The 20,595-nt window shown below is 62.7% G+C and carries 19 protein-coding genes; 18 read left to right on the top strand and 1 reads right to left on the bottom strand.

The window, feature by feature from the left end; translation table 11 throughout:
• The first annotated feature begins 178 nt into the window (after positions 1-178).
• The 8 genes from AC1DB0_RS09725 to AC1DB0_RS09760 all read left to right on the top strand — a co-directional run bounded on the left by AC1DB0_RS09725 (position 179) and on the right by AC1DB0_RS09760 (position 8,780).
• The gene (locus tag AC1DB0_RS09725; RefSeq protein WP_054421210.1) at positions 179-1,147 is read left to right on the top strand and encodes a Bug family tripartite tricarboxylate transporter substrate binding protein; all 969 of its coding nucleotides are present in this window, start codon (positions 179-181) and stop codon (positions 1,145-1,147) included.
• Positions 1,148-1,813, top strand: a complete 666-nt coding sequence (locus AC1DB0_RS09730; protein WP_476757422.1) for a 3-oxoacid CoA-transferase subunit A — start codon at positions 1,148-1,150, stop codon at positions 1,811-1,813. It begins immediately after the preceding gene.
• A 1-nt stretch (position 1,814) separates the two neighbouring features.
• A complete protein-coding gene (locus AC1DB0_RS09735; RefSeq protein ID WP_054421212.1) occupies positions 1,815-2,540 on the top strand; it encodes a 3-oxoacid CoA-transferase subunit B in 726 nt (241 codons plus the stop codon).
• 116 nt (positions 2,541-2,656) lie between these two features.
• Positions 2,657-3,619 (top strand): Bug family tripartite tricarboxylate transporter substrate binding protein, encoded by a 963-nt coding sequence (locus AC1DB0_RS09740; protein WP_054421213.1) that lies wholly within the window; start codon positions 2,657-2,659, stop codon positions 3,617-3,619.
• A 218-nt stretch (positions 3,620-3,837) separates the two neighbouring features.
• Entirely contained in the window at positions 3,838-4,377 is a 540-nt protein-coding gene (locus AC1DB0_RS09745; RefSeq protein ID WP_054421214.1) for a fimbrial protein, read from the top strand.
• Between the two features lie 56 nt (positions 4,378-4,433).
• Positions 4,434-5,171: a fimbria/pilus periplasmic chaperone gene (locus AC1DB0_RS09750; RefSeq protein ID WP_082386912.1), complete on the top strand. Its 738-nt coding sequence runs from the start codon at positions 4,434-4,436 to the stop codon at positions 5,169-5,171.
• A 7-nt stretch (positions 5,172-5,178) separates the two neighbouring features.
• Complete coding sequence (locus AC1DB0_RS09755) at positions 5,179-7,833, top strand: fimbria/pilus outer membrane usher protein (protein WP_476757423.1); 2,655 nt, start codon at positions 5,179-5,181, stop codon at positions 7,831-7,833.
• A gap of 122 nt (positions 7,834-7,955) precedes the next feature.
• Positions 7,956-8,780 carry a fimbrial protein gene (locus AC1DB0_RS09760; protein WP_476758648.1) on the top strand — a complete coding sequence of 275 codons (825 nt, stop codon included), beginning with the start codon at positions 7,956-7,958 and terminating at the stop codon, positions 8,778-8,780.
• Positions 8,781-8,825: 45 nt separating this feature from the next.
• Here AC1DB0_RS09760 and AC1DB0_RS09765 read toward each other — a convergent pair whose 3' ends face one another.
• Complete coding sequence (locus AC1DB0_RS09765) at positions 8,826-10,601, bottom strand: M61 family metallopeptidase (protein ID WP_476757424.1); 1,776 nt, start codon at positions 10,599-10,601, stop codon at positions 8,826-8,828.
• Positions 10,602-10,629: 28 nt separating this feature from the next.
• On the opposite strand from AC1DB0_RS09765, the gene AC1DB0_RS09770 reads away from it, so the two are divergent.
• From AC1DB0_RS09770 to atpD, 10 genes are all read left to right on the top strand, one after another.
• A complete protein-coding gene (locus AC1DB0_RS09770; RefSeq protein ID WP_054421218.1) occupies positions 10,630-11,406 on the top strand; it encodes an enoyl-CoA hydratase in 777 nt (258 codons plus the stop codon).
• Positions 11,407-11,659: 253 nt separating this feature from the next.
• Positions 11,660-13,204: a DUF1254 domain-containing protein gene (locus AC1DB0_RS09775; RefSeq protein WP_054421219.1), complete on the top strand. Its 1,545-nt coding sequence runs from the start codon at positions 11,660-11,662 to the stop codon at positions 13,202-13,204.
• A gap of 422 nt (positions 13,205-13,626) precedes the next feature.
• Positions 13,627-14,079, top strand: coding sequence for an ATP synthase subunit I (locus AC1DB0_RS09780; protein ID WP_156336384.1), 453 nt, complete (start codon positions 13,627-13,629; stop codon positions 14,077-14,079).
• Between the two features lie 86 nt (positions 14,080-14,165).
• Positions 14,166-15,047: a F0F1 ATP synthase subunit A gene (gene atpB / locus AC1DB0_RS09785; RefSeq protein ID WP_006217057.1), complete on the top strand. Its 882-nt coding sequence runs from the start codon at positions 14,166-14,168 to the stop codon at positions 15,045-15,047.
• Positions 15,048-15,162: 115 nt separating this feature from the next.
• Positions 15,163-15,405, top strand: coding sequence for a F0F1 ATP synthase subunit C (atpE, locus tag AC1DB0_RS09790; protein WP_003815363.1), 243 nt, complete (start codon positions 15,163-15,165; stop codon positions 15,403-15,405).
• A gap of 144 nt (positions 15,406-15,549) precedes the next feature.
• On the top strand, positions 15,550-16,020 hold the full coding sequence (locus tag AC1DB0_RS09795; RefSeq protein WP_006227275.1) for a F0F1 ATP synthase subunit B: 471 nt from the start codon (positions 15,550-15,552) through the stop codon (positions 16,018-16,020).
• 12 nt (positions 16,021-16,032) lie between these two features.
• Positions 16,033-16,572, top strand: coding sequence for a F0F1 ATP synthase subunit delta (locus AC1DB0_RS09800; RefSeq protein ID WP_054421221.1), 540 nt, complete (start codon positions 16,033-16,035; stop codon positions 16,570-16,572).
• 28 nt (positions 16,573-16,600) lie between these two features.
• Entirely contained in the window at positions 16,601-18,142 is a 1,542-nt protein-coding gene (gene atpA / locus AC1DB0_RS09805; protein ID WP_054421222.1) for a F0F1 ATP synthase subunit alpha, read from the top strand.
• A 98-nt stretch (positions 18,143-18,240) separates the two neighbouring features.
• On the top strand, positions 18,241-19,146 hold the full coding sequence (gene atpG / locus AC1DB0_RS09810; protein ID WP_054421223.1) for a F0F1 ATP synthase subunit gamma: 906 nt from the start codon (positions 18,241-18,243) through the stop codon (positions 19,144-19,146).
• Positions 19,147-19,188: 42 nt separating this feature from the next.
• Positions 19,189-20,592, top strand: a complete 1,404-nt coding sequence (gene atpD, locus AC1DB0_RS09815) for a F0F1 ATP synthase subunit beta (protein ID WP_054421224.1) — start codon at positions 19,189-19,191, stop codon at positions 20,590-20,592.
• Positions 20,593-20,595 lie beyond the last annotated feature (3 nt).

Here is a 20,595-nt window from a genome sequence, read left to right on the forward strand (position 1 = left end):
GGCGGTTGAAAGGGCCGCGGGGTAAGGCGAGGGCTAAGGCGGCGGTTGAAAGGGCGGGCCGACGCGCGTTCAGCTCAGGCGAAGCCTGACCTCCACATTGCAGAATAGGCATTTGCCAGCGCGGCGCACACACTCCTCCCACAAGTTGATCAATCAATGATCACGTCGGGAGACAAGCATGTTGCACTCGCATCGCTGGCTGGCTGCCGGCGCGATGGCCTTCGCCTTGGCGGGCCCCGCGCACGCCGCCTGGCCTGAACGGCCAATCACCCTCATCATTCCCGCCGCACCCGGCGGCACCACCGACATCGCTGCGCGGCTGATTGCCGACAAGCTGGGCGCCAAGCTTGGCCAGCAGGTCATCGTTGAGAACCGCGCGGGGGCCGCCGGCATCATCGGCGCGCAAACGCTGGCCCGCGCCAAGCCCGACGGCTACACGCTGCTGATGGGCAACATCGGCCCCAACGCCATCAACTACGCGCTGTACAAGACGCTGCCCTACAAGCCCGCGGACTTCGCACCCGTCACGCTGGTGATCTCGGTGCCTAACGTGCTGGTCGTGAATGAAGCGTCACCCGTGCGCTCGGTGGCGGACCTTCAGGCGCAGTCCAGGCGGGACCCGTCCAAGGTGTCGTTCGGAAGCTCCGGCGCCGGCCAATCGCCGCATCTGTCGGGCGAACTCTTCAAGCAACGCGCGGGGGTGGCCGGCACGCATATTCCGTACAAGGGCGCCGGCCCCGCCGTGGCCGCGCTGCTGGGCCAGCAGTTCACCTTCATGATCGACAACCTGCCCAGCTCCATGCCGTACATCCAGTCGGGCAAGCTGCGTGCGCTGGCCGTCACCAGCGAGCGGCGGCTGGCTGAATTGCCCGACGTGCCGACCATGGCCGAAGCCGGCGTGAAAGACATGGTGGTGACCGCCTGGTTCGGGCTCATCGCCCCGGCTGGCACGCCAGAAGACGTGGTCGGCAAGCTCTACGCCGCCACCCGCGATGTGGTGCGCAGCCCCGATATCTCCGACCGCTTCAAAGCCATGGGCGGGCAGGCGGGCGGCAACACGCCGGCCGAGTTCACGGCCTTCATCAACCAGGAACGCACCCGCTGGAAACAGATCGTGGACGCGGCCGGATTGGCGCAGGAGCAATAAGTGATCGACAAGATTCAAGCATCCATGGCCGACGCCATTGCCGTCATTCCCGATGGCGCGTCCGTGCTGGTGGGCGGGTTTGGCGAAGCGGGCGTGCCTTACGAGCTTTTGCATTGCCTGGCGGAATCGGGCCGGCGCGATCTCACCATCATTTCGAACAATGCGGGCACCTTCGAACGGGGCATCGCCGCGCTGCTGATTCGCAAGCAGGTCAGAAAGATCATCTGCTCGCATCCGCGTCCGCCCAATTCCGACGCGTTTGCGCGCGCCTACCGCGCGGGCGAAGTCGAACTGGAATGCGTGCCGCAAGGCACCTTGGCTGAACGCCTGCGCGCGGCCGGCGCGGGCCTGGGCCCGTTCTACACGCCCACGGGCTATGGCACCGAGCTGGCCGAGGGCCGCCGCCAGGAAGTGATCGACGGCGTGGGCTACGTGCTGGAACACCCCCTGCGCGCCGACTACGCGCTGATTCGTGCGCACTTGGGCGACCGCTGGGGCAACCTGATGTACCGGCACGCCGCGCGCAACTTCAATCCGGTGATGTGCATGGCCGCGGACCACGCGATTGCGCAGGTGGACGAAGTGGTGCCGTTGGGCACGTTCGTGCCAGAGCAGGTCATGACGCAAGGCATCTTCGTGAAATCCGTGGTGCGGGTGGAGGCCTGACATGCAACACACACAAGGCACACAAGACACGCAACCCATCACGGGCCTGACCCGGCAACAGATCGCGCAGCTGCTGGCCAGCGATATCCCCGACGGCTCCATCGTCAACCTGGGTATCGGCATGCCCACGCTGGTGGGCGACTACCTTCCGCCCGACAAAGACATCCTGCTGCACAGCGAAAACGGCATCCTGGGCATGGGCCCCGCCGCCAGCGGCGAGCACGTGGACCCGGACCTGATCAACGCCAGCCGCCAGCCCATCACCTTGCTGGACGGCGCATCCATCACCGAGCACACCATCTCGTTCGCGATGATGCGCGGCGGCCATCTGGACTACGCCGTGCTGGGCGCGTTTCAGGTGTCGGAAACGGGCGACCTGGCCAACTGGAAAACCGACGCCGCCGACGCCATTCCCGCCGTGGGCGGCGCCATGGACCTGGCGGTAGGCGCCAAGCAGGTGCTGGTCACGATGGAGCATCGGGGCCGCGACGGCACGCCCAAGGTGCTGCGCGAATGCACGTATCCGCTGACGGGCAAGGGCGTGGTCACGCGTATCTATACCGATCTGGCCGTGATTGATGTGACGCCAGAGGGGCTGAAGGTTCACGCCATGACGGCGGGCGTCAGCGCGGCGTATCTGCGGTCGGTCACGGATGCACCGTTGAACTTCCCCGAGACACCGCGCGTGATCGTGCTGGATGCCGCTGGCGCGCCGCGTTACGCCTGACGGCGGGGGCATGGAGGCGCCCGCGCTCCGATCCCGCCCTTCTATCCCGGCCCCTTCGATCCCGCCCTTCGATCCCCGCCCCTTCGATTCCGGCCCTCGGGCCAAGGAGACTGCTGATGATCCGTTCCCTGCTGGCCGCAGCGTCGCTGTGCGTGTTGTCCATCGGCGCCGCGCAGGCCGCCCCGGTCTACCCCGACAAGCCCATCACACTGCTGATTCCGTATCCGCCCGGGGGCAGCGCCGACATGCTGGCGCGTCCCTTGGGGGCGGAGCTGCAAAAGAAGTGGGGCCAGCCCGTGGTGCTGGAATACAAGCCGGGCGCGGGCGGGGCGATCGCGTCGGCTCAACTGGCGCGCGCCAAGCCCGATGGCTACACCTTGCTGATGGTGCTGGCGGCGCACGCCATCAACCCCAGCCTGTATCCGTCTTTGCCCTACGACACGCGCAAGGATTTTGCGCCGGTCTCGCTGGTGGCGACCTTGCCGATGCTGGTGGCCGCGCCATTGAATACGCCCGCCTCCACGGTTCCTGAATTGATCGCCTACGCCAAGAGCCATCCCGGCAAACTCAGCTTCGCGTCGGCCGGCAACGGCAATACCAGCCATCTGGCCGCCGAAATGTTCAAGCACCAGACGGGCATCGACATGATGCATGTGCCGTACAAAGGCAGCGGCCCGGCGGTTGTCGCCTTGCTGGGCGGCGAAGTCTCGCTGATGTTCGACAGCATTTCCACATCGCTGCCCCAGGTGCAGGCCGGCAAGCTGAAGGCCATTGCCGTAACGGGCGAACGGCGTTCGCCTTTGCTGCCCGATGTGCCGACGGTGGCCGAAAGCGTGCCGGGCTTCGTGGTCAATGGCTGGTACGGCGTGTTGGCGCCTGCTGGCACGCCGCCTGATGTCGTCAACGCCCTGAGCCGGGGTATCGCGGACGCGGTAGCGCTGCCTGCCTTGAAGCAGCAGTTGGCGGGCTACGGATATGAAACGGTCGGCTCCACGCCCGCTGAATTTGCGGCGCATATCGACCATGAGTTGGGGGCATGGAAAGAGGCGGTAGAGGTGTCGGGAGCCAAGCTCAACTGATATTTCTGTAATGCCCTGCGCAGATGTGTTGTGCATCGTCCTCACCGCAGGGCCGCAAAATTTTCTTTGAGAAATTTCTCGTATTTCACGACCGACGGATTCGAAACAATGCTTCTGGTCCTCTGCACTGATCAAGTGACGGCTTCGTCCTGATTCTGCGCGGCGGACCAAGGCGTGGCAGGTCGCCCGCCTTGGTGAGAAGTCAGTCGGAGAGTGCGGTGAATAAGAAGATTGTTGCGGCAGGCCTGGCATTGTCGTCATTGGTACTGTGCGGCAGTGCGTTGGCGGCGGATGTGAAGTTGGTGTTCAAGGGCGAGGTGTCTTCCTCCACCTGCAAAATCGAGGGTGTGGCCAGCGAAGGCGTCAAACAGGTGTCGCTTGACCCCGTCAGCGTCAGCGCTCTGGCTAACCAAAATGATGTCGCCGGCCGTAAGCTCGTCGAATTGAACCTGACTGGCTGCACGGGCAGCAAAGTGACAACGCGCTTTAACCGTGATTCKAACGTCGATCCTTCCACGGGCGCCTTGATCAACCAGGCGGCGTCCCAAGATGGCAAGGATGCTTCCAGCGCGCAGGTGCAGTTGCTGAACAGCAAATATCAGCCCATCAACCTGTTTACGGGCGATGGCGCTGAAACGGTCAGCATCGATGCTGGCACGGCAAAGCTCGAGTTCTACGCCCAGTACCTGGCCGCAACCGCAGCCACCACGGCGGGTCTCGTCCAGACCGAAGTGCTGCTGGACCTGATCTACGAATGAAGCCGGCTCCCCTTGAGCGCACGCTCAGGGGGCTTTCAGATTCCGCCAGCCGGGCCATGCTCCGCCATCTATGCGCGGCGCTATGCCTGGCTTGTGCGACCCTGCTGCCCCCTTCCGCCCAGTCCAACGTGGTGATCGGCGGCACGCGCATCATCTATCCCGCCCAAGAACGCGAAGTCACCTTGCGCTTGACCAACGACGGCGGCCAGCCAGCATTGGTGCAGGCCTGGATCGACGACGGCGACGCGAACTCCACCCCGGATGAAGTGAACGTGCCGTTCATGATCATGCCGCCGCTTGCGCGCATCAACCCGGGCAAGGGCCAGACGCTGCGCATCGCGTATGCACCGTCATCTGGCGTGCCTTCCGACCGCGAATCCGTTTTCTGGATGAACGTGCTCGACGTCCCGCCGCTGCCGTCCGCGCAAGTGGCGAACCACATGCAGCTGGCCTTCCGCAGCCGCATCAAGCTGTTCTTCCGCCCGATGGGCCTGTCCGGCACGGTGGGCGAGGCAGCCGCGCAGTTGCAGTGGCGCATCGTGCAAGGCAGCAACGGCCCGACGCTGCAAGTGCGCAATGACAGCGCTTTTCATGTGTCATTGACCACCGTCGAACTGACGCTGCAGAACGGGCGCACCCTGCCGGTGCCGAGCCGCATGCTGGCCCCAAAGTCCGTAACGGAACTGGGCGGCGGAAAACTGCCGAACGCGGCGGGCGCCAAGGGCGCCGTAGTGTTCGAATGGATCAACGACTACGGCGCCACGGTTCGGCGCGAAAGTCGCCTTGACTCTTAGCGGCGTCATGTTCCGCCGTCTACGCATCGGCCATTGGCTTCTACTTGGGTCCGGTTTGGCAAGCGCAGCGGCCCAGGCCAGCGAGTCCGTCGAATTCAACCCCGCATTCTTTGGCAGCCGCCGAGGGCAAACGGTGGACTTGTCGCGCTTCCAGCGCGGCAATTCCCTGGAGCCGGGTGTCTACCAATTGGACCTGTACCTGAACGGAAACCGGGTGGGCCGTGAGCAGATCTACGTCAAGGCCATGCCGTCGCCCACGTCCCCGGGCCAGCCGGCGGTGCAGCCCTGTCTGCCGGCCAAGGTCTATGAGCGGCTGGGGGTCAACCTGGCAATGTTGGCCACGCCCTCGGGCGCTGTGGAACAGGAAACTGATTGCCTGGGCGTCGACAGCCTGCCGCCCGCGAGCCAATTCGATGTCGATTTGGGTGACCTGCGCGCCGATCTTTCCATTGCTCAGCTCTACCTGAAGTCGGTGGCGCGCGGTTACGTGCCGCCGGAAGAATGGGATTCGGGCGTGGATGCCGGCTTTCTGGGATACGGGCTTAACCTGTCGTCCAACCGTGTCGGCAATCGCACGCAACGCCGCTTCTACAGCAGCGCGAACGCGGGCGTCAATCTGGGCGAGTGGCGCTTTCGGCACAACGGTTCTTTCAGCTATACCGACGACCCCGGCGCATCCGAGCGCAGCCGCTATCAGGCATTGAGCACCTACGCGCAGCGCGATGTGACGGCGGCCAGTGCGCAACTGACCCTGGGCCAGTTCTACACGCCGGGCAATCTCTTTGACAGCGTGCCGTACACCGGCGTCCAGCTCAGCAGCGACGAACGCATGCTGCCGGACTCGATGCGCGGCTTTGCACCGGTGGTGCGCGGCGTGGCCGACACCACAGCCAAAGTCAGCGTGCGCCAGGGCAACAACCTGCTATACGAAACCACGGTATCGCCCGGGCCATTTGCCATCGACGATCTGTACAACACCGGTTACGCGGGCGATCTTGACGTCACGATCACCGAAGCGGATGGGCGCAGCAAGCACTTCGTGGTGCCTTATGCGTCGGTGGCGCAGTTGCTGCGCCCCGGCAGTTCGCGCTTCAGCGTGACGGGCGGCCGGTATCGCGACGACGCCCTCAGTACGCCGCCCGCGTTTGTGCAGGGCACGTATCAGCGTGGCCTGTCCGATACGGTGACGGGCTATGGCGGCGTCATCGTGGCGCAGCAGTATCGGGCCATTCAGGCCGGCGTGGCGGTGAGTACGCCGCTGGGGGCGTTGGCGGCGGATCTGACGCAGTCGCACGCAACGGGTCTGGGCGGGCGATGGGGGCAGTTGAATGACCTGTCGCGTGACTCGGAAAATGACGCGGCAACCCGCGTTGCAGACAACCCTGCCGGCAGCTCTTCAAGCGGGCGCAGCGTGCGGCTAAGTTATAGCAAGCTGCTTGAGCCCACTTCCACAAACTTCAGCGTGATGGCGTATCGGTTTTCAAGCGAGGGCTATCTGGGCTTTGGGGAATTCGCACGGGCGCGTGAATCGCGCGGCGCATGGGCATACGGCGGCAAAGAGCGCAGCCGGTTCCAATTCAATATCAGCCAACCCTTGGGCGATGGCTGGGGGCACGTGACGCTGTCTGGAATCGCGCAGAACTACTGGAACCGCAACCGCCGCGATACGAGCTACTACACCAGCTACTCCAACGGCTACGCGTGGGGCAGTGTCACGATCAGCATGTCGCGCACGCGCGACGAGCGCGGCCGCTTCGGTAATCAGTATTTGCTAAGCCTGAGCCTGCCATTGGGACGCGGCGCGAATGCGGCGTATCTCAGCACATCCATGAATCTTGAAGGCAACGGCAAGCGCGGCGCCAACGCGTCTGTCAGCGGGTCCGCAGGCGATACGGGGCAGTTCGGCTATGGCGTTTACGGATCGTATGACCGCACGAACGGCCAGGGCAGCGGCAACCAGGGCGGCAGCCTGCGCTACGACACCGCGCACGCCAACTACACGCTGTCTGGCAGCGGCGGCACGGGCGGCAGCGGCGGTAGCAGCTATCGCCAATTCGGCGCAGGCATGCGCGGGACCTTGATCGCCCACGCGGGAGGCATCAACGCGACCCAGGCCCAAGGCGAAACCATGGCGGTGCTTGAAGCGCCCGACGCCCATGGCGCCGGAATTGTCTCGGGTTCGCGTGGCCGCATCGGTCGTAATGGATACGGCGTCGTGGCGGGCCTGATGCCCTACCGCCGCAATGAAGTCGCGCTTGATCCCAAAGGCACGTCGCGAGATGTCGAATTGGCAATGACGTCGCAGCAAGTATCACCGCGCGCGGGTGCGATCGTGTTGTTGCGCTATCCCACCGTGGCGGGCCGGCCCATCCTGTTGAAACTGGTGCGCGAGAACGGCGCAACCATTCCCATGGGCGCCGAAGTCATCATCCCGGGCATGGATGCCATCACCCTGGTGGGTCAGGGCGGCCGGGCTTTCGTGCGCGGCTTGCAGGGGCAAGGGCAGCTGGCGGTCAAGTGGGGAGAACAGGCCGATCAGCAATGTCAGGCCATCTATCAGGTCGACGAGCAAACGGCGTCCGAAGACGCGCATTACTACCCGCAGCTGGAGTTGCCATGCACGCCAGTCCAACCATCGTCACGACAGGATTCGGCATCATGAAAACAACCTTGCGACTCGCGGCCTTCGGGTTTGCATTGTTGATGTTCGCGGGCCGTCCAGCGTGGGCGGCATGCACTGGTGAGTCCCTGTCTACGACCATTACCGCGCAGAATCTGCAAGAAATGAAACCGCCGCGAGACGCGCTGGTGGGCAGCACGATCTACACGAAATTCATCGACGAGGGCATTGGCTATCTTCGCTGCACCACCAACGGCGAGTGGTTCGCGTATGGTTTGCAACCGGGCGCGAAGGCGGTGCCGGGCTACGAACACGTGTATGAGTCCGGCATTCCGGGTATCGGCATGYGGATATTCTGGACGCACGAGGGCGGGGTCTACATGAACTACCCGGGACATCGGCACCGGATCAGAAACTGGCAGTATTACCCGCCGCAGAAGTTCGTGTTTGAACTCATCAAGATCGGCCCGATCAAATCCGGCGTGTCCTTCGCGCATCGCGCTGAAGTCTATTACGGTGCGTTGCGCAGCAATATGGTGGACTTCAGCAACGTGGCTTACGAGGCCAGCAGCATTGGTTGCACGGTCAGCGAGAAAACGGTAGAGGTGGAGCTCCTGACGATCAACAACCGTCACCTGGGTCATCGCGGCGCCACGGCCGCGGACAAGGCGTTTGACATCAAGCTGGAATGCGATCAAGGCGTCAAGGTGGCCTATCGGATCGATGCGGACGGCACGCCCGAACACGTCATCAAGAACGCCCAAGGGGGCGATATGGCGCGGGGCGTTGGCGTGCAATTGCTGCAGGGCGAACTCGGCAGCAATGTCATCCAACCGCTTGCGACCCGCACTGAATTCACGACCGCCGTGACGACGGTTGACAAGGAACAGCTGACGATCCCGCTGGTGGCGCGGTACTACCAAACCGAAGACACACTGGTGGCGGGGCACGTCAACGCCACCGCCACCGTGACGCTGTTCTACGAATAAGGACCCGTGAACAGGGCGGGCCGAGAGATCGGCCCGCCCGCTTTCTTACACCGTCAGCACGCAGTCCAGCGCTTCAGGCGCGCGCAGCTTCACGCGGTACGCGCGCAGCTCATCGCGGCGGAACACGTGCACGATCACGCGGTCGCCGGGCCGGTATTGCGCCAGCAGCAGATCCAGGCCGGCGGGCGCATCGACCCGCAACCCCCCCACCGCGACCAGCACATCGCCCGCCGATAGCCCGGCCTGATGACCCGCGCCGCCTTCCAGCACCGTCGCCAGCGTCAGCGTGTCGCCCTGCTTGCGCGTGCGCACATCCATCGACGGAATGTTGGCCGTTGCTTTCCAATGCATCGAAATGCCGTGAGGCGCCAGCAGTTCCGCCAGCGGGACATCCGCCGTGCCATAGGCGTGGCGCGCGATGAAGCGGCGGGTATCAACGCCCGTGGCCTCCTGAATCAGCGCAGGCAAGCCGTCTTCCGGCAGGCCTTGCGGCTTGCCCTGATAGAAGTCGCGGCCATAACGGTCCCATAGCATGCGCATCACGTCATCAAGCGAGTGGACGCCCGCGCTGTCGCGGCGGATCAGCAAGTCCAGGCCCAGGGCCACCAGCGCGCCCTTGGTGTAATAGCTGACCAGCGCGTTGGGCGAGTTCTCGTCCTGCTTGTAATAACGCGTCCAGGCGTCGAAGGAACTTTCCGCCACCGATTGCTTGGCCCGGCCGGGCGTGCGATGCACGCTGGTGATGGTCTTGGCCAAGAGGCGCAGGTAATCGGATTGTGGGATCACGCCCGAGCGCAGCAGCAGCAGGTCGTCGTAATAAGACGTGAAACCTTCAAACACCCACAACAGGCGCGTCAGGTCGGGCTGCTCAAGATGGTAGGGCGCAAACGCCTGCGGCTTGATCCGCTTGACGTTCCAGGTGTGGAAGTATTCGTGGCTGACCAAGCCCAGAAAGCCGCGATAGCCTTCGCCCTGGCCTTGCTGGCCCAGCACGGGCAAGTCCTTGCGCGAGGTCATCAGCGCGGTGCTGGCGCGATGTTCCAGGCCGCCGTAGCCGTCGCCGGTGACCATCGTCATGAACACGTAGCGATCAGCGCTGTCCAGGAACGGCGCGCGTTTGGTGCGCGGTTCAAAGAACTCAATCTGGGTTTCGCAGATTTTCTTCACGTCGGCCGTGATGCGCGCCAGATCCAGATTCGCGGCAACACCGGTGAACACCAGTTCATGCTCGGCGCCATGGGCGGTAAAGCGGGCGACTTGCGGCGTGCCCATTTCCACGGGGTGATCAATCAGCGCGTCATAGTCCGGCGCCAGGTACAGGCCGAAGCCGTGGCGGCGCGCCGCGCCCTGATGGCCGCGCGCTTCCGGCAAGCTGGTGTAGACCTTCCAGCCGTCCAGGCCACGCGGCGGCGCCAGGTCGACGAGGCAGGGCAGATGGTCCTGTCCATGCACGCGCAGGAAGACGCTGGTGCCGTTGAAGAAGCCGTGGCTGTCATCCAGATGCGCGCCGCGCACCGACAAGTCCCAGGCGTAGACGACGTATTCGATTTGCAGCGGGCCGTCGCATGGAGCGGCCTGCCAGGTGTGGTTGTCAATTTTGTCGACATTCACGCGCTTTGATCCGGCACGCGCCGAGACGGATTCGATTTGGCGGGAAAAGTCGCGGATCAGGTAGCTGCCCGGAATCCAGGCCGGCAACGACAGGCGCTGGCCGTCGGGCGAGGGCGTATCGATCGTTAGGGTTATCCGGTAGCGGTGTCCGGCGGGATCATGAGGCTCAAGGCGGTAAAGTATCGGAAAAGCGGCATCTGATTTTTTCATGCTTCTATCTTATTACTGGAGACATTCAATGAGCGAGTCGTTTGTACTGGTCGAAACCCGGGGCCGCGTTGGGCTGTTGACGCTGAACCGCCCCAAGGCGCTCAACGCGCTGAACGATCAACTGATGGATGAGCTCGGGGCGGCGCTGCTGGCGTTTGAAGCCAATGCCGACGTCGGCTGCGTGGTCATCACCGGCAGCGAAAAGGCGTTCGCCGCCGGCGCCGACATCGGCGCCATGAAAGACTGGTCGTACATGGACGTGTACGGCAGCGAATACATCACCCGCAACTGGGAAACCCTCAAGCGCATCAAGAAGCCCGTGATTGCGGCCGTCGCCGGCTACGCGCTGGGCGGCGGCTGCGAACTCGCGATGATGTGCGACATCATCATCGCCGCCGACACCGCCAAGTTCGGCCAGCCCGAAATCAAGCTGGGCGTGATCCCCGGCGCAGGCGGCACGCAGCGTCTGCCGCGCGCGGTGGGCAAGGCCAAGGCCATGGACCTGGCGCTTACCGCTCGCATGATGGGCGCCGAGGAAGCCGAGCGCGCGGGTCTGGTGTCGCGTGTGGTCGCCGCCGACAAGCTGATGGAAGAAGCGCTGGACGCCGCCACCGTCATCGCATCGATGTCGCTGCCGTCCGTCATGATGGCCAAGGAATGCGTGAACCGCGCCTTTGAAGGTTCGCTGAACGAAGGCCTGCTGTTCGAACGCCGCGTGTTCCATTCGCTGTTCGCCACCGAAGACCAGAAGGAAGGCATGGCCGCCTTCACGGAAAAACGTAAACCGGACTTCAAACACCGTTAAGCCTTGTTACGTCCGTGCTTTTGATGCGGACAGGCCTGAATAGTGACGGCGCGCCCCATGTGGCGCGCTTTTTCTTTGGTGGCAGGCAGGGATTCGGCGTTGCGCTTTGAAACGTCTAGGCAGCACCTTGTTGCAGGCTTCTTCCCTATCCTGAATGAGCGTCATCTAGAGGTGCCGCGCCAGAGCGGCTTGCCCCACCTGGCAAGTTCCGCGCGGCGGCTCGCTCGCAAACAAAATCAAGAAGGAGCCTTGCATGCGTACTTTTATCGCTAACCGCCGGTGGTCGACCGCGGTACTCGCCGGCGCGTTGAGCGCCTGCTTCATGACCGCCACTCAGGCTCAATCGCCGCAGCCTACGCTGCGCCTGGTGTCCGAAACGCCTTACTCGGCGCCCGCGCCGCAGATGAGCGAGCAGGAACTGCGCGACACCGCCATCGACGCTTACGTCTACGCGTACCCCATGGTGTTGATGGAACTGGCGCGCCGCAAGGCCACCGCCGTGCAAAGCCCGCTGGAGGGCCGCGCGCCGGTGAATCAATTTGGCCACAAGGCCGCTTTCCCTGATCCGCGCGCGGCGGATACGCCGTGGCCCACCGCCGACGCCCTGTATTCCAGCCTGTGGTTTGACGTGACGAAAGCCCCGCTGGTGGTGAACCTGCCCGACACGGGCAACCGCTACTTCGTGCTGTCGGCGCTGGATATGTGGAGCGATGTGTTCGCCTCGCGCGGCACGCGCACCAATGGTCCGGGCGCGCAATCCTTCGTCATCGTCGGCCCCAACTGGCAGGGCAGCGTGCCCGCCGGCGTCGACGTGATCCGCAGCCCGACCTCAACCGGCTGGCTGATCGGCTGGACGCAAACGGGTGGCCCGCAAGACTATGCCGCGGTCAATCAGATTCAGGCGGGCATGACGGCATCGCCCCTGATCACGGCAACCGCCGCCACGCCGCCGATGCGCGGCCGCGCCCCGGCCTCTGCGTATCCGCAGACGGGTTCGGGCGTGGGTTCGGCGCCCATCGGCAGCGACTTGCCGATGCCGACGCCGGTGAATCTGCCCGAAGGCACACCGGCGGAGCAAGCCGCCAGCATGGACGCGGCGTCTTTCTTCACGGTGTTCTTCGATGTGCTGCGCAACAACCCGGCGCACGCCAATGACACGCCGATCATTGACCGCATGCGCCGCATCGGCCTGGATAGCCGCCAACCGTTCTCGTATGGGCGCTTGAGCCCGGCCGTGCAGCAGGCGCTGGCCGATGCGCAGCCGCTGGCCGGCCGCCGCATCGCCGATGGCGTGTCGCGCCTGGGTACGCCGATCAATGGCTGGAACACGGTGCTGTCGGGTATCGGCACCTATGGCACAGACTACGCGCGCCGTGCGTCCATCGCGTATGCGGGGCTGGGCGCGCCGACGCCGGAAGATGTGCTGTACCCGGTCACCGTGTCGGATTCCAAGGGCCGCGCCCTGAATTCCAATGAAGACTACGTGCTGCATTTCGACAAGGGCCAGCTGCCGCCGGCCAACGCGTTCTGGTCGTTGCAGGTCTACAACGACAAGCACGGCTTTGCGGATAACCCCGCCAACCGCTATGCGCTGCGCAGCACCGACCAGCTGAAGTACAACTCGGACGGCTCGCTGGACATCTATATCCAGCGCCGCGACCCGGGCGAGAAGAAGCGTTCGAACTGGTTGAGCACGCCCGCCACCGATGGCCCGTTCCTGCTGAGCATGCGCTTGTACTGGCCGCAAGACACGGCGCTGGACGGCCTGTGGGCGCCGCCGCCGGTCAAGGAAGATTGATGCTGAAGGCCTGATAGCACCGCCAGGCAGAACAAAGCGGCCCCCATTGCGGGGGCCGCTTTTTCGTCCCTAATTTTGGTACGATGCGCCCGTTGTTGGCACCTTACAAACGCCCGAAAGTTCATTTGCTTGGCGAAAAAGATTCAAGCTATACTCTGCGGGTTTGACGCTTGCGGGATAAGAACACGTGGCGGCTGGTAAGCAGTGGATGGGAACGGATTGCGTGAATGTGGCAGAAGTAGCGAAGCGAAAGCAACGCAATGCAATGCAATGCAACGCAGGCAAGCCGAACCGAGACACTAGCGCGCACTGAAGTACGGTGTCTTTGCTCTATGTAGGGCCAAAGCATCCGGTTTCAAGTGCGGGCACGCCGGTTCTGATAGGAGCAAGAAGTAAAGCGGGGATGTTTGATGCAGAACTCGATGCAAAATGTGCAGCAGGGTTTGTTGGACCAGGATGATGAGATCAAAGTTCTGGTTCTCAGCGATGCGGATCGCGCAGCGCTGAATGCTCAAGCAAGCCGCGGGCTCCTGTTGGCATTGGCGGCGCAAGGCGCCATGGGGCTCGCAGCAGCAGTAATTGCGGGGGTTGTCGGAGGGGCGGCGGCTGGTTGGTCGGCGCTGGCGGGGGCGGGAGCGTATTTCATACCCAATGCATTGTTTGCATTGCGCCTGGTTGTCAGCGTTCGGGCCGGCAAGGCCAGTCCCTTTACCTTTCTCTCTGGTGAGTTGATCAAGTTGTTCGCAACGGCGTTGCTGTTGTGGCTGCTTTCGCGTGTGGCGCAGGACAGTCTGGTTTGGCCTGCCGCATTGATCGGTTTGATACTCACATTGAAGGGCTACCTCCTGCTCTTGATGTTCCGCAAGTTGTCTTAGCGCCGAGTAGTAAGTAGCGGCAAACGTGATCGTGGAATCGTCCGGCTCGCAAGGGCCGGGCATACAGCAAATAGGGTAGGATTCAAATGGCTGCTGCCAGCGACGTGTCGCCTCAGTCCGCGTATATTCAGCATCACTTGGTGCACCTGAACAATACCGGTGAGAAACAGAGCGCAATTGCTCAGTTCGACATCATCAATTACGACTCGTTGTTCTGGTCCGGCCTGATGGGCCTGATCGTCATTTTCTTCCTGTGGCGCGCAGCTCGCCGCGCCACCAGTGGCGTGCCGACCCGCTTCCAGGCATTTGTGGAAATGATCGTCGACATGGTCGACGACCAGGCCAAGGGCATCGTCCACAACGCCAAAAGCCGTCTTTTCATCGCCCCGCTGGCGCTGACCGTGTTCCTCTGGATCATCCTGATGAACGCGCTCGACTTGCTGCCGGTTGACCTGTTGCCCTCCATCTGGCGCCTGACCGGCCTGGGTGCCGAGCACGGCGATCCCCTGTACTACCACCGCATTCTGCCGACGGCCGACCTGAACGTGCCGATGGGCATGTCGCTGGGCGTGCTGCTGTTGATGTTCTATTACGGCATCAAGATCAAGCACCCGGGCGGCTTCGTCAAAGAACTGTTCACTGCGCCGTTCCATGCGCATGGCATCGGCGCCGTTGTGCTGGCCCCGTTCAACCTGCTGCTGAACCTGATCGAATACGCCGCCAAGTCCGTGTCGCTGGGCATGCGGTTGTTCGGCAACATGTTCGCCGGCGAACTGATTTTCATGCTGATCGCCCTCTTGGGTGGCGCCTGGACCGGCTTTAACGGCGCCAGCATCGGCTTGGGAATCGGCCACATCCTGGCCGGCTCCATCTGGGCGATCTTCCACATCCTGATCGTCCTTCTGCAGGCCTTCATCTTCATGATGCTGACGCTGGTATACCTCGGCCAGGCACACGAAGGCCACTGATCCCCCGAATTTCTCGCGCTGGCCACCCGGCCAGCGTGGGATAGCAAGATTATCTTGCATTGAGCTGTACCCCTTTTTCAATTTTTGACTTCAGATTTCTAACCAAGGAGTTGTCATGACCAACGTCGCTTTCGTTGCCCTCGCTTGCGGTCTCATCATCGGTTTGGGTGCTATCGGCGCTTGCATCGGCATCGCACTGATGGGCGGCAAGTATCTGGAAGCTTCGGCTCGTCAGCCTGAGCTGATGAACGCTCTGCAAACGAAGATGTTCCTGCTGGCTGGCCTGATCGACGCGGCATTCCTGATCGGCGTGGGTATTGCCATGCTGTTCGCCTTCGCCAACCCGTTCGTCGGCTAAGGCAGCGCCCGCCGGCGAATAGGCGGGTCATGACGTTGGCGGCGATGTGGGCACAAGCCCCGTCGCCGGCCAGCAAAGTATCGAGTGCTCCGTGACGCCCCTTTCCGGGTGCGGTCGGAGCCGCAAGGTGTTAAAGGAACGACCGTGAATCTGAACGCGACGATCATTTTCCAGATGCTCGTGTTCTTCGTTCTGGGCTGGTTCACGATGAAATTCGTGTGGCCTCCTCTGACGAAGGCGATGGACGAGCGCCGCCAAAAAATCGCCGACGGCCTTGCCGCCGCCGAGAAGGGCAAAGCCGACTTGGCTCAAGCCCAGGCGCGTGTCAGTCTGATCGAGGCTTCTGCCAAGTCCGAAAACCACGCCCGCATCATCGAGGCCGAGAAGCAAGCCGCCTCCCTGATCGAGCAAGCCCGCCGTGAAGCGGAAGCTGAACGCGCCCGTATCGTGGCTCAAGCCGCTCAGGATGCCGCGCAGGAAGTCCAGCGCGCTCGTGACTCGCTGCGCGACGATGTTGCCGCGTTGGCTGTCAAGGGTGCTGAACAGATCCTCAAGCGCGAGGTTGACGCCCGCGCCCACGCCGAGCTGCTCAACCAGCTTCGCGCGCAGCTTTAATCCGGGACCGTCATGGCTGAACTTTCCACTGTTGCCCGGCCCTACGCTGAAGCGCTCTTCAGCGCAGCGCGCGACGACAAGGCCGGCTTGCCGGCTTGGGCCGACCTGGTCAGCGAAATGTCGCAGGTCGCCTCCAACCCCGACGTGCGCGAGGCCATGGCCGACCCGCGTCTGGGTGACAAGCAGCGCGTCGAGCTGTTTTCCGGCCTGATCAAGGCCGAACTGCCCCAGGCCGCCCGTAATTTCATCGAGCTGCTGGTCGAAAATGACCGGCTGCTGCTGCTGCCCGATATCGCCACGCAATTCGTGGTGCTGCGGAATCGTCACGAGGGCACGGCGCAGGCGGAAATCACCAGCGCGTTCGAACTGAGCGACGCCCAGGTCAAAGAACTGGTCGCCGCGCTCGAACAAAAATTCGGCCTCAAGCTCAAGCCCAACGTCACCGTCGACCAGTCGTTGATCGGCGGCGTGCGCGTGGCTGTCGGTGACCAGGTGCTCGATACTTCCGTACAAGCCCAATTGGTCCGCATGCGCGATCAGCTCGCCGCTTAAGGCAACTAACAGGATTCCAGGAGTCAATATGCAACTCAATCCCTCCGAGATCAGCGAACTGCTCAAGAGCCGCATCGAGGGCCTGGGCGCTTCGGCTGATGTCCGTACTCAGGGCACCGTCGTGTCCGTGACCGACGGTATTACCCGCATCCACGGCTTGTCCGATGTGATGCAGGGCGAAATGCTCGAATTTCCCAACAACGTTTTCGGTCTGGCGCTCAACCTCGAGCGCGATTCCGTCGGCGCCGTTATTCTCGGTGACTACACCGGCATCTCCGAAGGCGACCAGGTCAAGACGACCGGCCGCATTCTGGAAGTTCCGGTTGGTCCCGAACTGAAAGGCCGCGTGGTCAACACGCTGGGCGAGCCGATCGACGGCAAGGGCCCGATCAATGCCAAGGCTACCGACATCATCGAAAAAGTGGCGCCTGGCGTTATCGCCCGCCGCTCGGTGTCGCAGCCGCTGCAAACCGGCGTCAAGGCTATTGACTCGATGGTGCCGATCGGCCGCGGTCAACGCGAACTGATCATTGGCGACCGCCAGACCGGCAAGACCGCCGTCGCTGTCGACACGATCATCAGCCAGAAGGGCAAGGGCGTCACCTGCGTGTACGTCGCTATCGGCCAGAAGGCTTCCACGATCAACAACGTGGTTCGCAAGCTGGAAGAGCACGGCGCGATGGAATACACCATCGTCGTGGCCGCTACCGCTTCTGACTCCGCCGCCATGCAATACCTGGCCGCTTACGCCGGTTGCACGATGGGCGAATACTTCCGCGATCGTGGCGAAGACGCCCTGATCGTTTATGACGATCTGACCAAGCAAGCCTGGGCCTATCGCCAAGTGTCGCTGCTGCTGCGCCGTCCGCCGGGCCGTGAAGCCTACCCGGGCGACGTGTTCTACCTGCACTCGCGTTTGCTGGAACGTGCTGCCCGCGTGAACGAAGACTACGTCGAAAAGTTCACCAATGGCGCCGTCAAGGGCAAGACCGGTTCGCTGACCGCACTGCCGATCATCGAAACGCAAGCGGGTGACGTGTCCGCCTTCGTTCCGACCAACGTGATCTCGATCACCGACGGCCAGATCTTCCTGGAAACCGACCTGTTCAACGCCGGTGTCCGCCCCGCAATCAACGCCGGTATTTCGGTGTCGCGTGTGGGTGGCGCTGCTCAGACCAAGGTCGTGAAGAAGCTGTCCGGCGGTATCCGTACCGACTTGGCGCAGTACCGTGAATTGGCCGCCTTCGCGCAATTCGCTTCCGACCTGGACGACGCAACCCGTCGCCAGCTGGAACGCGGCAAGCGCGTGGTCGAACTGCTCAAGCAGCCGCAATACCAGCCGCTGCAAGTGTGGGAACTGGCCGTCACGCTGTACACGGTCAACAACGGCTACCTGGATGACGTGGACGTGGCCCAAGTGCTGTCGTTCGAGAAGTCGCTGAAGGATCAACTGAAGGCCAAGCATGCGGCCATGATCCAGCGCATCGAAGACACCAAGGAACTGTCCAAGGACGACGAAGCCGAATTGGCTACCGCCGTTCAGGAATTCAAGAAGCACGGTGCTTTTTAAGAAAGTGATGGGTTAGGCGTCTGCAACGCCTCACCCATCCTTACCGGATGGTTGAGGCGTGAGCGGAACCCATCGGCCAGTCTTCACAGGAAAGCGCAATGCCCGGAATTAAGGAAATCCGAACCAAGATCAAGAGCGTGCAAAACACGCGCAAGATCACCAAGGCGATGGAAATGGTCGCCGCATCCAAAATGCGCAAGGCGCAGGAACGGATGCGTGCTGGTCGTCCGTACGCCACCAAGGTGCGCGAGATTGCTGCGCACCTGATGCAGGCCAACCCCGAGTACAGCCACCCGTACCTGGTCGAACGCGAAATCAAAGCGGTCGGCGTGGTTATGGTGACGACGGACAAGGGTTTGTGCGGCGGCTTGAACACCAACATCACTCGCGTGACGTTGAGCAAGCTGAAAGAGTTCGAGAAAAACGGCGTTGCCGTGCAAGCGACCGCTTTCGGCAACAAGGGCGTGGGTGTGCTGACCCGTATCGGCGCCAAACTGGTTTCCCAGGAAGTGCAACTGGGCGACAAGCCGCAACTGGACCGCCTCTTGGGCGCGATCAAGGTGCAGCTGGACGCCTACCTGGATGGCCGCATCGACGCGCTGTACGTGGCTTCGACCCGCTTCGTCAACACGATGAAGCAGGAGCCGCTGTTCTTGCGCCTGCTGCCGTTGGCCAATGGTTTGGAAGATCCGTACCAAACGGGTGCTGAGAGCCTGGCCAAGACGTCGGAAGTGAAGTCGGACTACAGCTGGGATTACATCTACGAACCCGACGCCCGTAGCGTGATCGACGACCTGCTGCAGCGTTACGTTGAAGGCCTGCTGTATCAAGCCGTGGCCGAGAACATGGCTTCGGAGCAGTCGGCCCGGATGGTCGCCATGAAGGCGGCGTCGGACAACGCCAAGAAGGTCATCGGAGAGCTGCAACTGGTCTACAACAAGACCCGTCAGGCCGCGATCACCAAAGAAATTTCGGAAATCGTAGGGGGCGCTGCCGCCGTTTAAGGCAGGCAGCTCCCGTCTAAAGCTATCAAGCAAGGAATCGACATGAGCAACGGAACCATCGTTCAGTGCATCGGCGCCGTGGTGGATATTCAGTTCCCCCGCGATCACATGCCCAAGATCTATGAAGCGCTTACTCTGGCTGAGGACGAGTCTTCGTCGTTCGCCGAAAAGGGTCTGACGCTGGAAGTGCAGCAACAGTTGGGCGACGGCGTGGTGCGTACCATTGCGCTGGGCTCCAGCGACGGCCTGCGCCGCGGCATGAAGGTCAACGGCACGGGCGCCCCGATCTCGGTGCCGGTCGGCACCGGCACGCTGGGCCGCATCATGGACGTGCTGGGTCGTCCCATCGACGAAGCTGGCCCGATCCAACACGAAGAAAAGCGTGGCATTCACCAATCGGCTCCCCGTTTCGACGAACTGTCGCCGTCGGTGGAACTGCTGGAAACCGGCATCAAGGTTATTGACTTGGTCTGCCCGTTCGCAAAGGGCGGCAAGGTCGGCCTGTTCGGCGGCGCCGGCGTGGGCAAGACCGTGAACATGATGGAACTCATCAACAACATCGCTAAGCAGCACAGCGGTTTGTCGGTGTTTGCCGGCGTGGGTGAGCGTACCCGTGAAGGCAACGACTTCTACCACGAAATGGAAGAGTCGAACGTTCTGGACAAGGTCGCCATGGTGTTCGGTCAGATGAACGAACCCCCGGGCAACCGTCTGCGCGTGGCGCTGACCGGCCTGACGATGGCCGAGAAGTTCCGTGACGAAGGCCGTGACATCCTGTTCTTCGTGGACAACATCTACCGCTACACCCTGGCCGGTACCGAAGTGTCCGCACTGCTGGGCCGTATGCCGTCGGCCGTGGGCTACCAGCCCACGCTGGCTGAAGAAATGGGCAAGCTGCAAGAGCGCATCACGTCGACCAAGACGGGCTCGATCACGTCCATCCAGGCCGTGTACGTCCCTGCGGATGACTTGACCGATCCGTCGCCTGCCACGACCTTCCAGCATTTGGACTCCACTGTCGTGCTGTCGCGTGACATCGCTTCGCTGGGTATCTACCCGGCCGTGGACCCGCTGGATTCATCCAGCCGCCAGCTCGACCCGCAAGTCGTTGGCGAAGAGCACTACTCGGTTGCTCGTGGCGTGCAGCAAACGCTGCAGCGCTACAAGGAACTGCGCGACATTATCGCGATTCTGGGTATGGACGAACTGTCGCCGGACGACAAGCAGGCCGTGGCCCGCGCGCGTAAGATCCAGCGCTTCCTGTCGCAGCCGTTCCACGTTGCTGAAGTGTTCACCGGCTCGCCGGGCAAGTACGTTCCGCTGGCTGAAACCATCCGTGGTTTCAAGATGATCGTGAACGGCGAGTGCGATTCCCTGCCGGAACAGGCCTTCTACATGGTCGGTTCGATCGACGAGGCCTTCGAGAAGGCCAAGAAACTGCAATAAGGA

The organism is Achromobacter sp. 10T422 (assembly GCF_056394065.1).

What these genes read in the sequence shown, in the direction of transcription:
- AC1DB0_RS09725 (WP_054421210.1), top strand. Translation starts at nt 179, where the DNA reads ATGTTGCACTCGCATCGCTGGCTGGCTGCCGGCGCGATGGCCTTCGCC.
- AC1DB0_RS09735 (WP_054421212.1), top strand. Translation starts at nt 1,815, where the DNA reads ATGCAACACACACAAGGCACACAAGACACGCAACCCATCACGGGCCTG.
- AC1DB0_RS09740 (WP_054421213.1), top strand. Translation starts at nt 2,657, where the DNA reads ATGATCCGTTCCCTGCTGGCCGCAGCGTCGCTGTGCGTGTTGTCCATC.
- AC1DB0_RS09750 (WP_082386912.1), top strand. Translation starts at nt 4,434, where the DNA reads ATGCTCCGCCATCTATGCGCGGCGCTATGCCTGGCTTGTGCGACCCTG.
- AC1DB0_RS09755 (WP_476757423.1), top strand. Translation starts at nt 5,179, where the DNA reads ATGTTCCGCCGTCTACGCATCGGCCATTGGCTTCTACTTGGGTCCGGT.
- AC1DB0_RS09765 (WP_476757424.1), bottom strand. Translation starts at nt 10,601, where the DNA reads ATGAAAAAATCAGATGCCGCTTTTCCGATACTTTACCGCCTTGAGCCT.
- AC1DB0_RS09770 (WP_054421218.1), top strand. Translation starts at nt 10,630, where the DNA reads ATGAGCGAGTCGTTTGTACTGGTCGAAACCCGGGGCCGCGTTGGGCTG.
- AC1DB0_RS09775 (WP_054421219.1), top strand. Translation starts at nt 11,660, where the DNA reads ATGCGTACTTTTATCGCTAACCGCCGGTGGTCGACCGCGGTACTCGCC.
- AC1DB0_RS09780 (WP_156336384.1), top strand. Translation starts at nt 13,627, where the DNA reads ATGCAAAATGTGCAGCAGGGTTTGTTGGACCAGGATGATGAGATCAAA.
- atpB (WP_006217057.1), top strand. Translation starts at nt 14,166, where the DNA reads ATGGCTGCTGCCAGCGACGTGTCGCCTCAGTCCGCGTATATTCAGCAT.
- atpE (WP_003815363.1), top strand. Translation starts at nt 15,163, where the DNA reads ATGACCAACGTCGCTTTCGTTGCCCTCGCTTGCGGTCTCATCATCGGT.
- AC1DB0_RS09800 (WP_054421221.1), top strand. Translation starts at nt 16,033, where the DNA reads ATGGCTGAACTTTCCACTGTTGCCCGGCCCTACGCTGAAGCGCTCTTC.
- atpA (WP_054421222.1), top strand. Translation starts at nt 16,601, where the DNA reads ATGCAACTCAATCCCTCCGAGATCAGCGAACTGCTCAAGAGCCGCATC.
- atpG (WP_054421223.1), top strand. Translation starts at nt 18,241, where the DNA reads ATGCCCGGAATTAAGGAAATCCGAACCAAGATCAAGAGCGTGCAAAAC.
- atpD (WP_054421224.1), top strand. Translation starts at nt 19,189, where the DNA reads ATGAGCAACGGAACCATCGTTCAGTGCATCGGCGCCGTGGTGGATATT.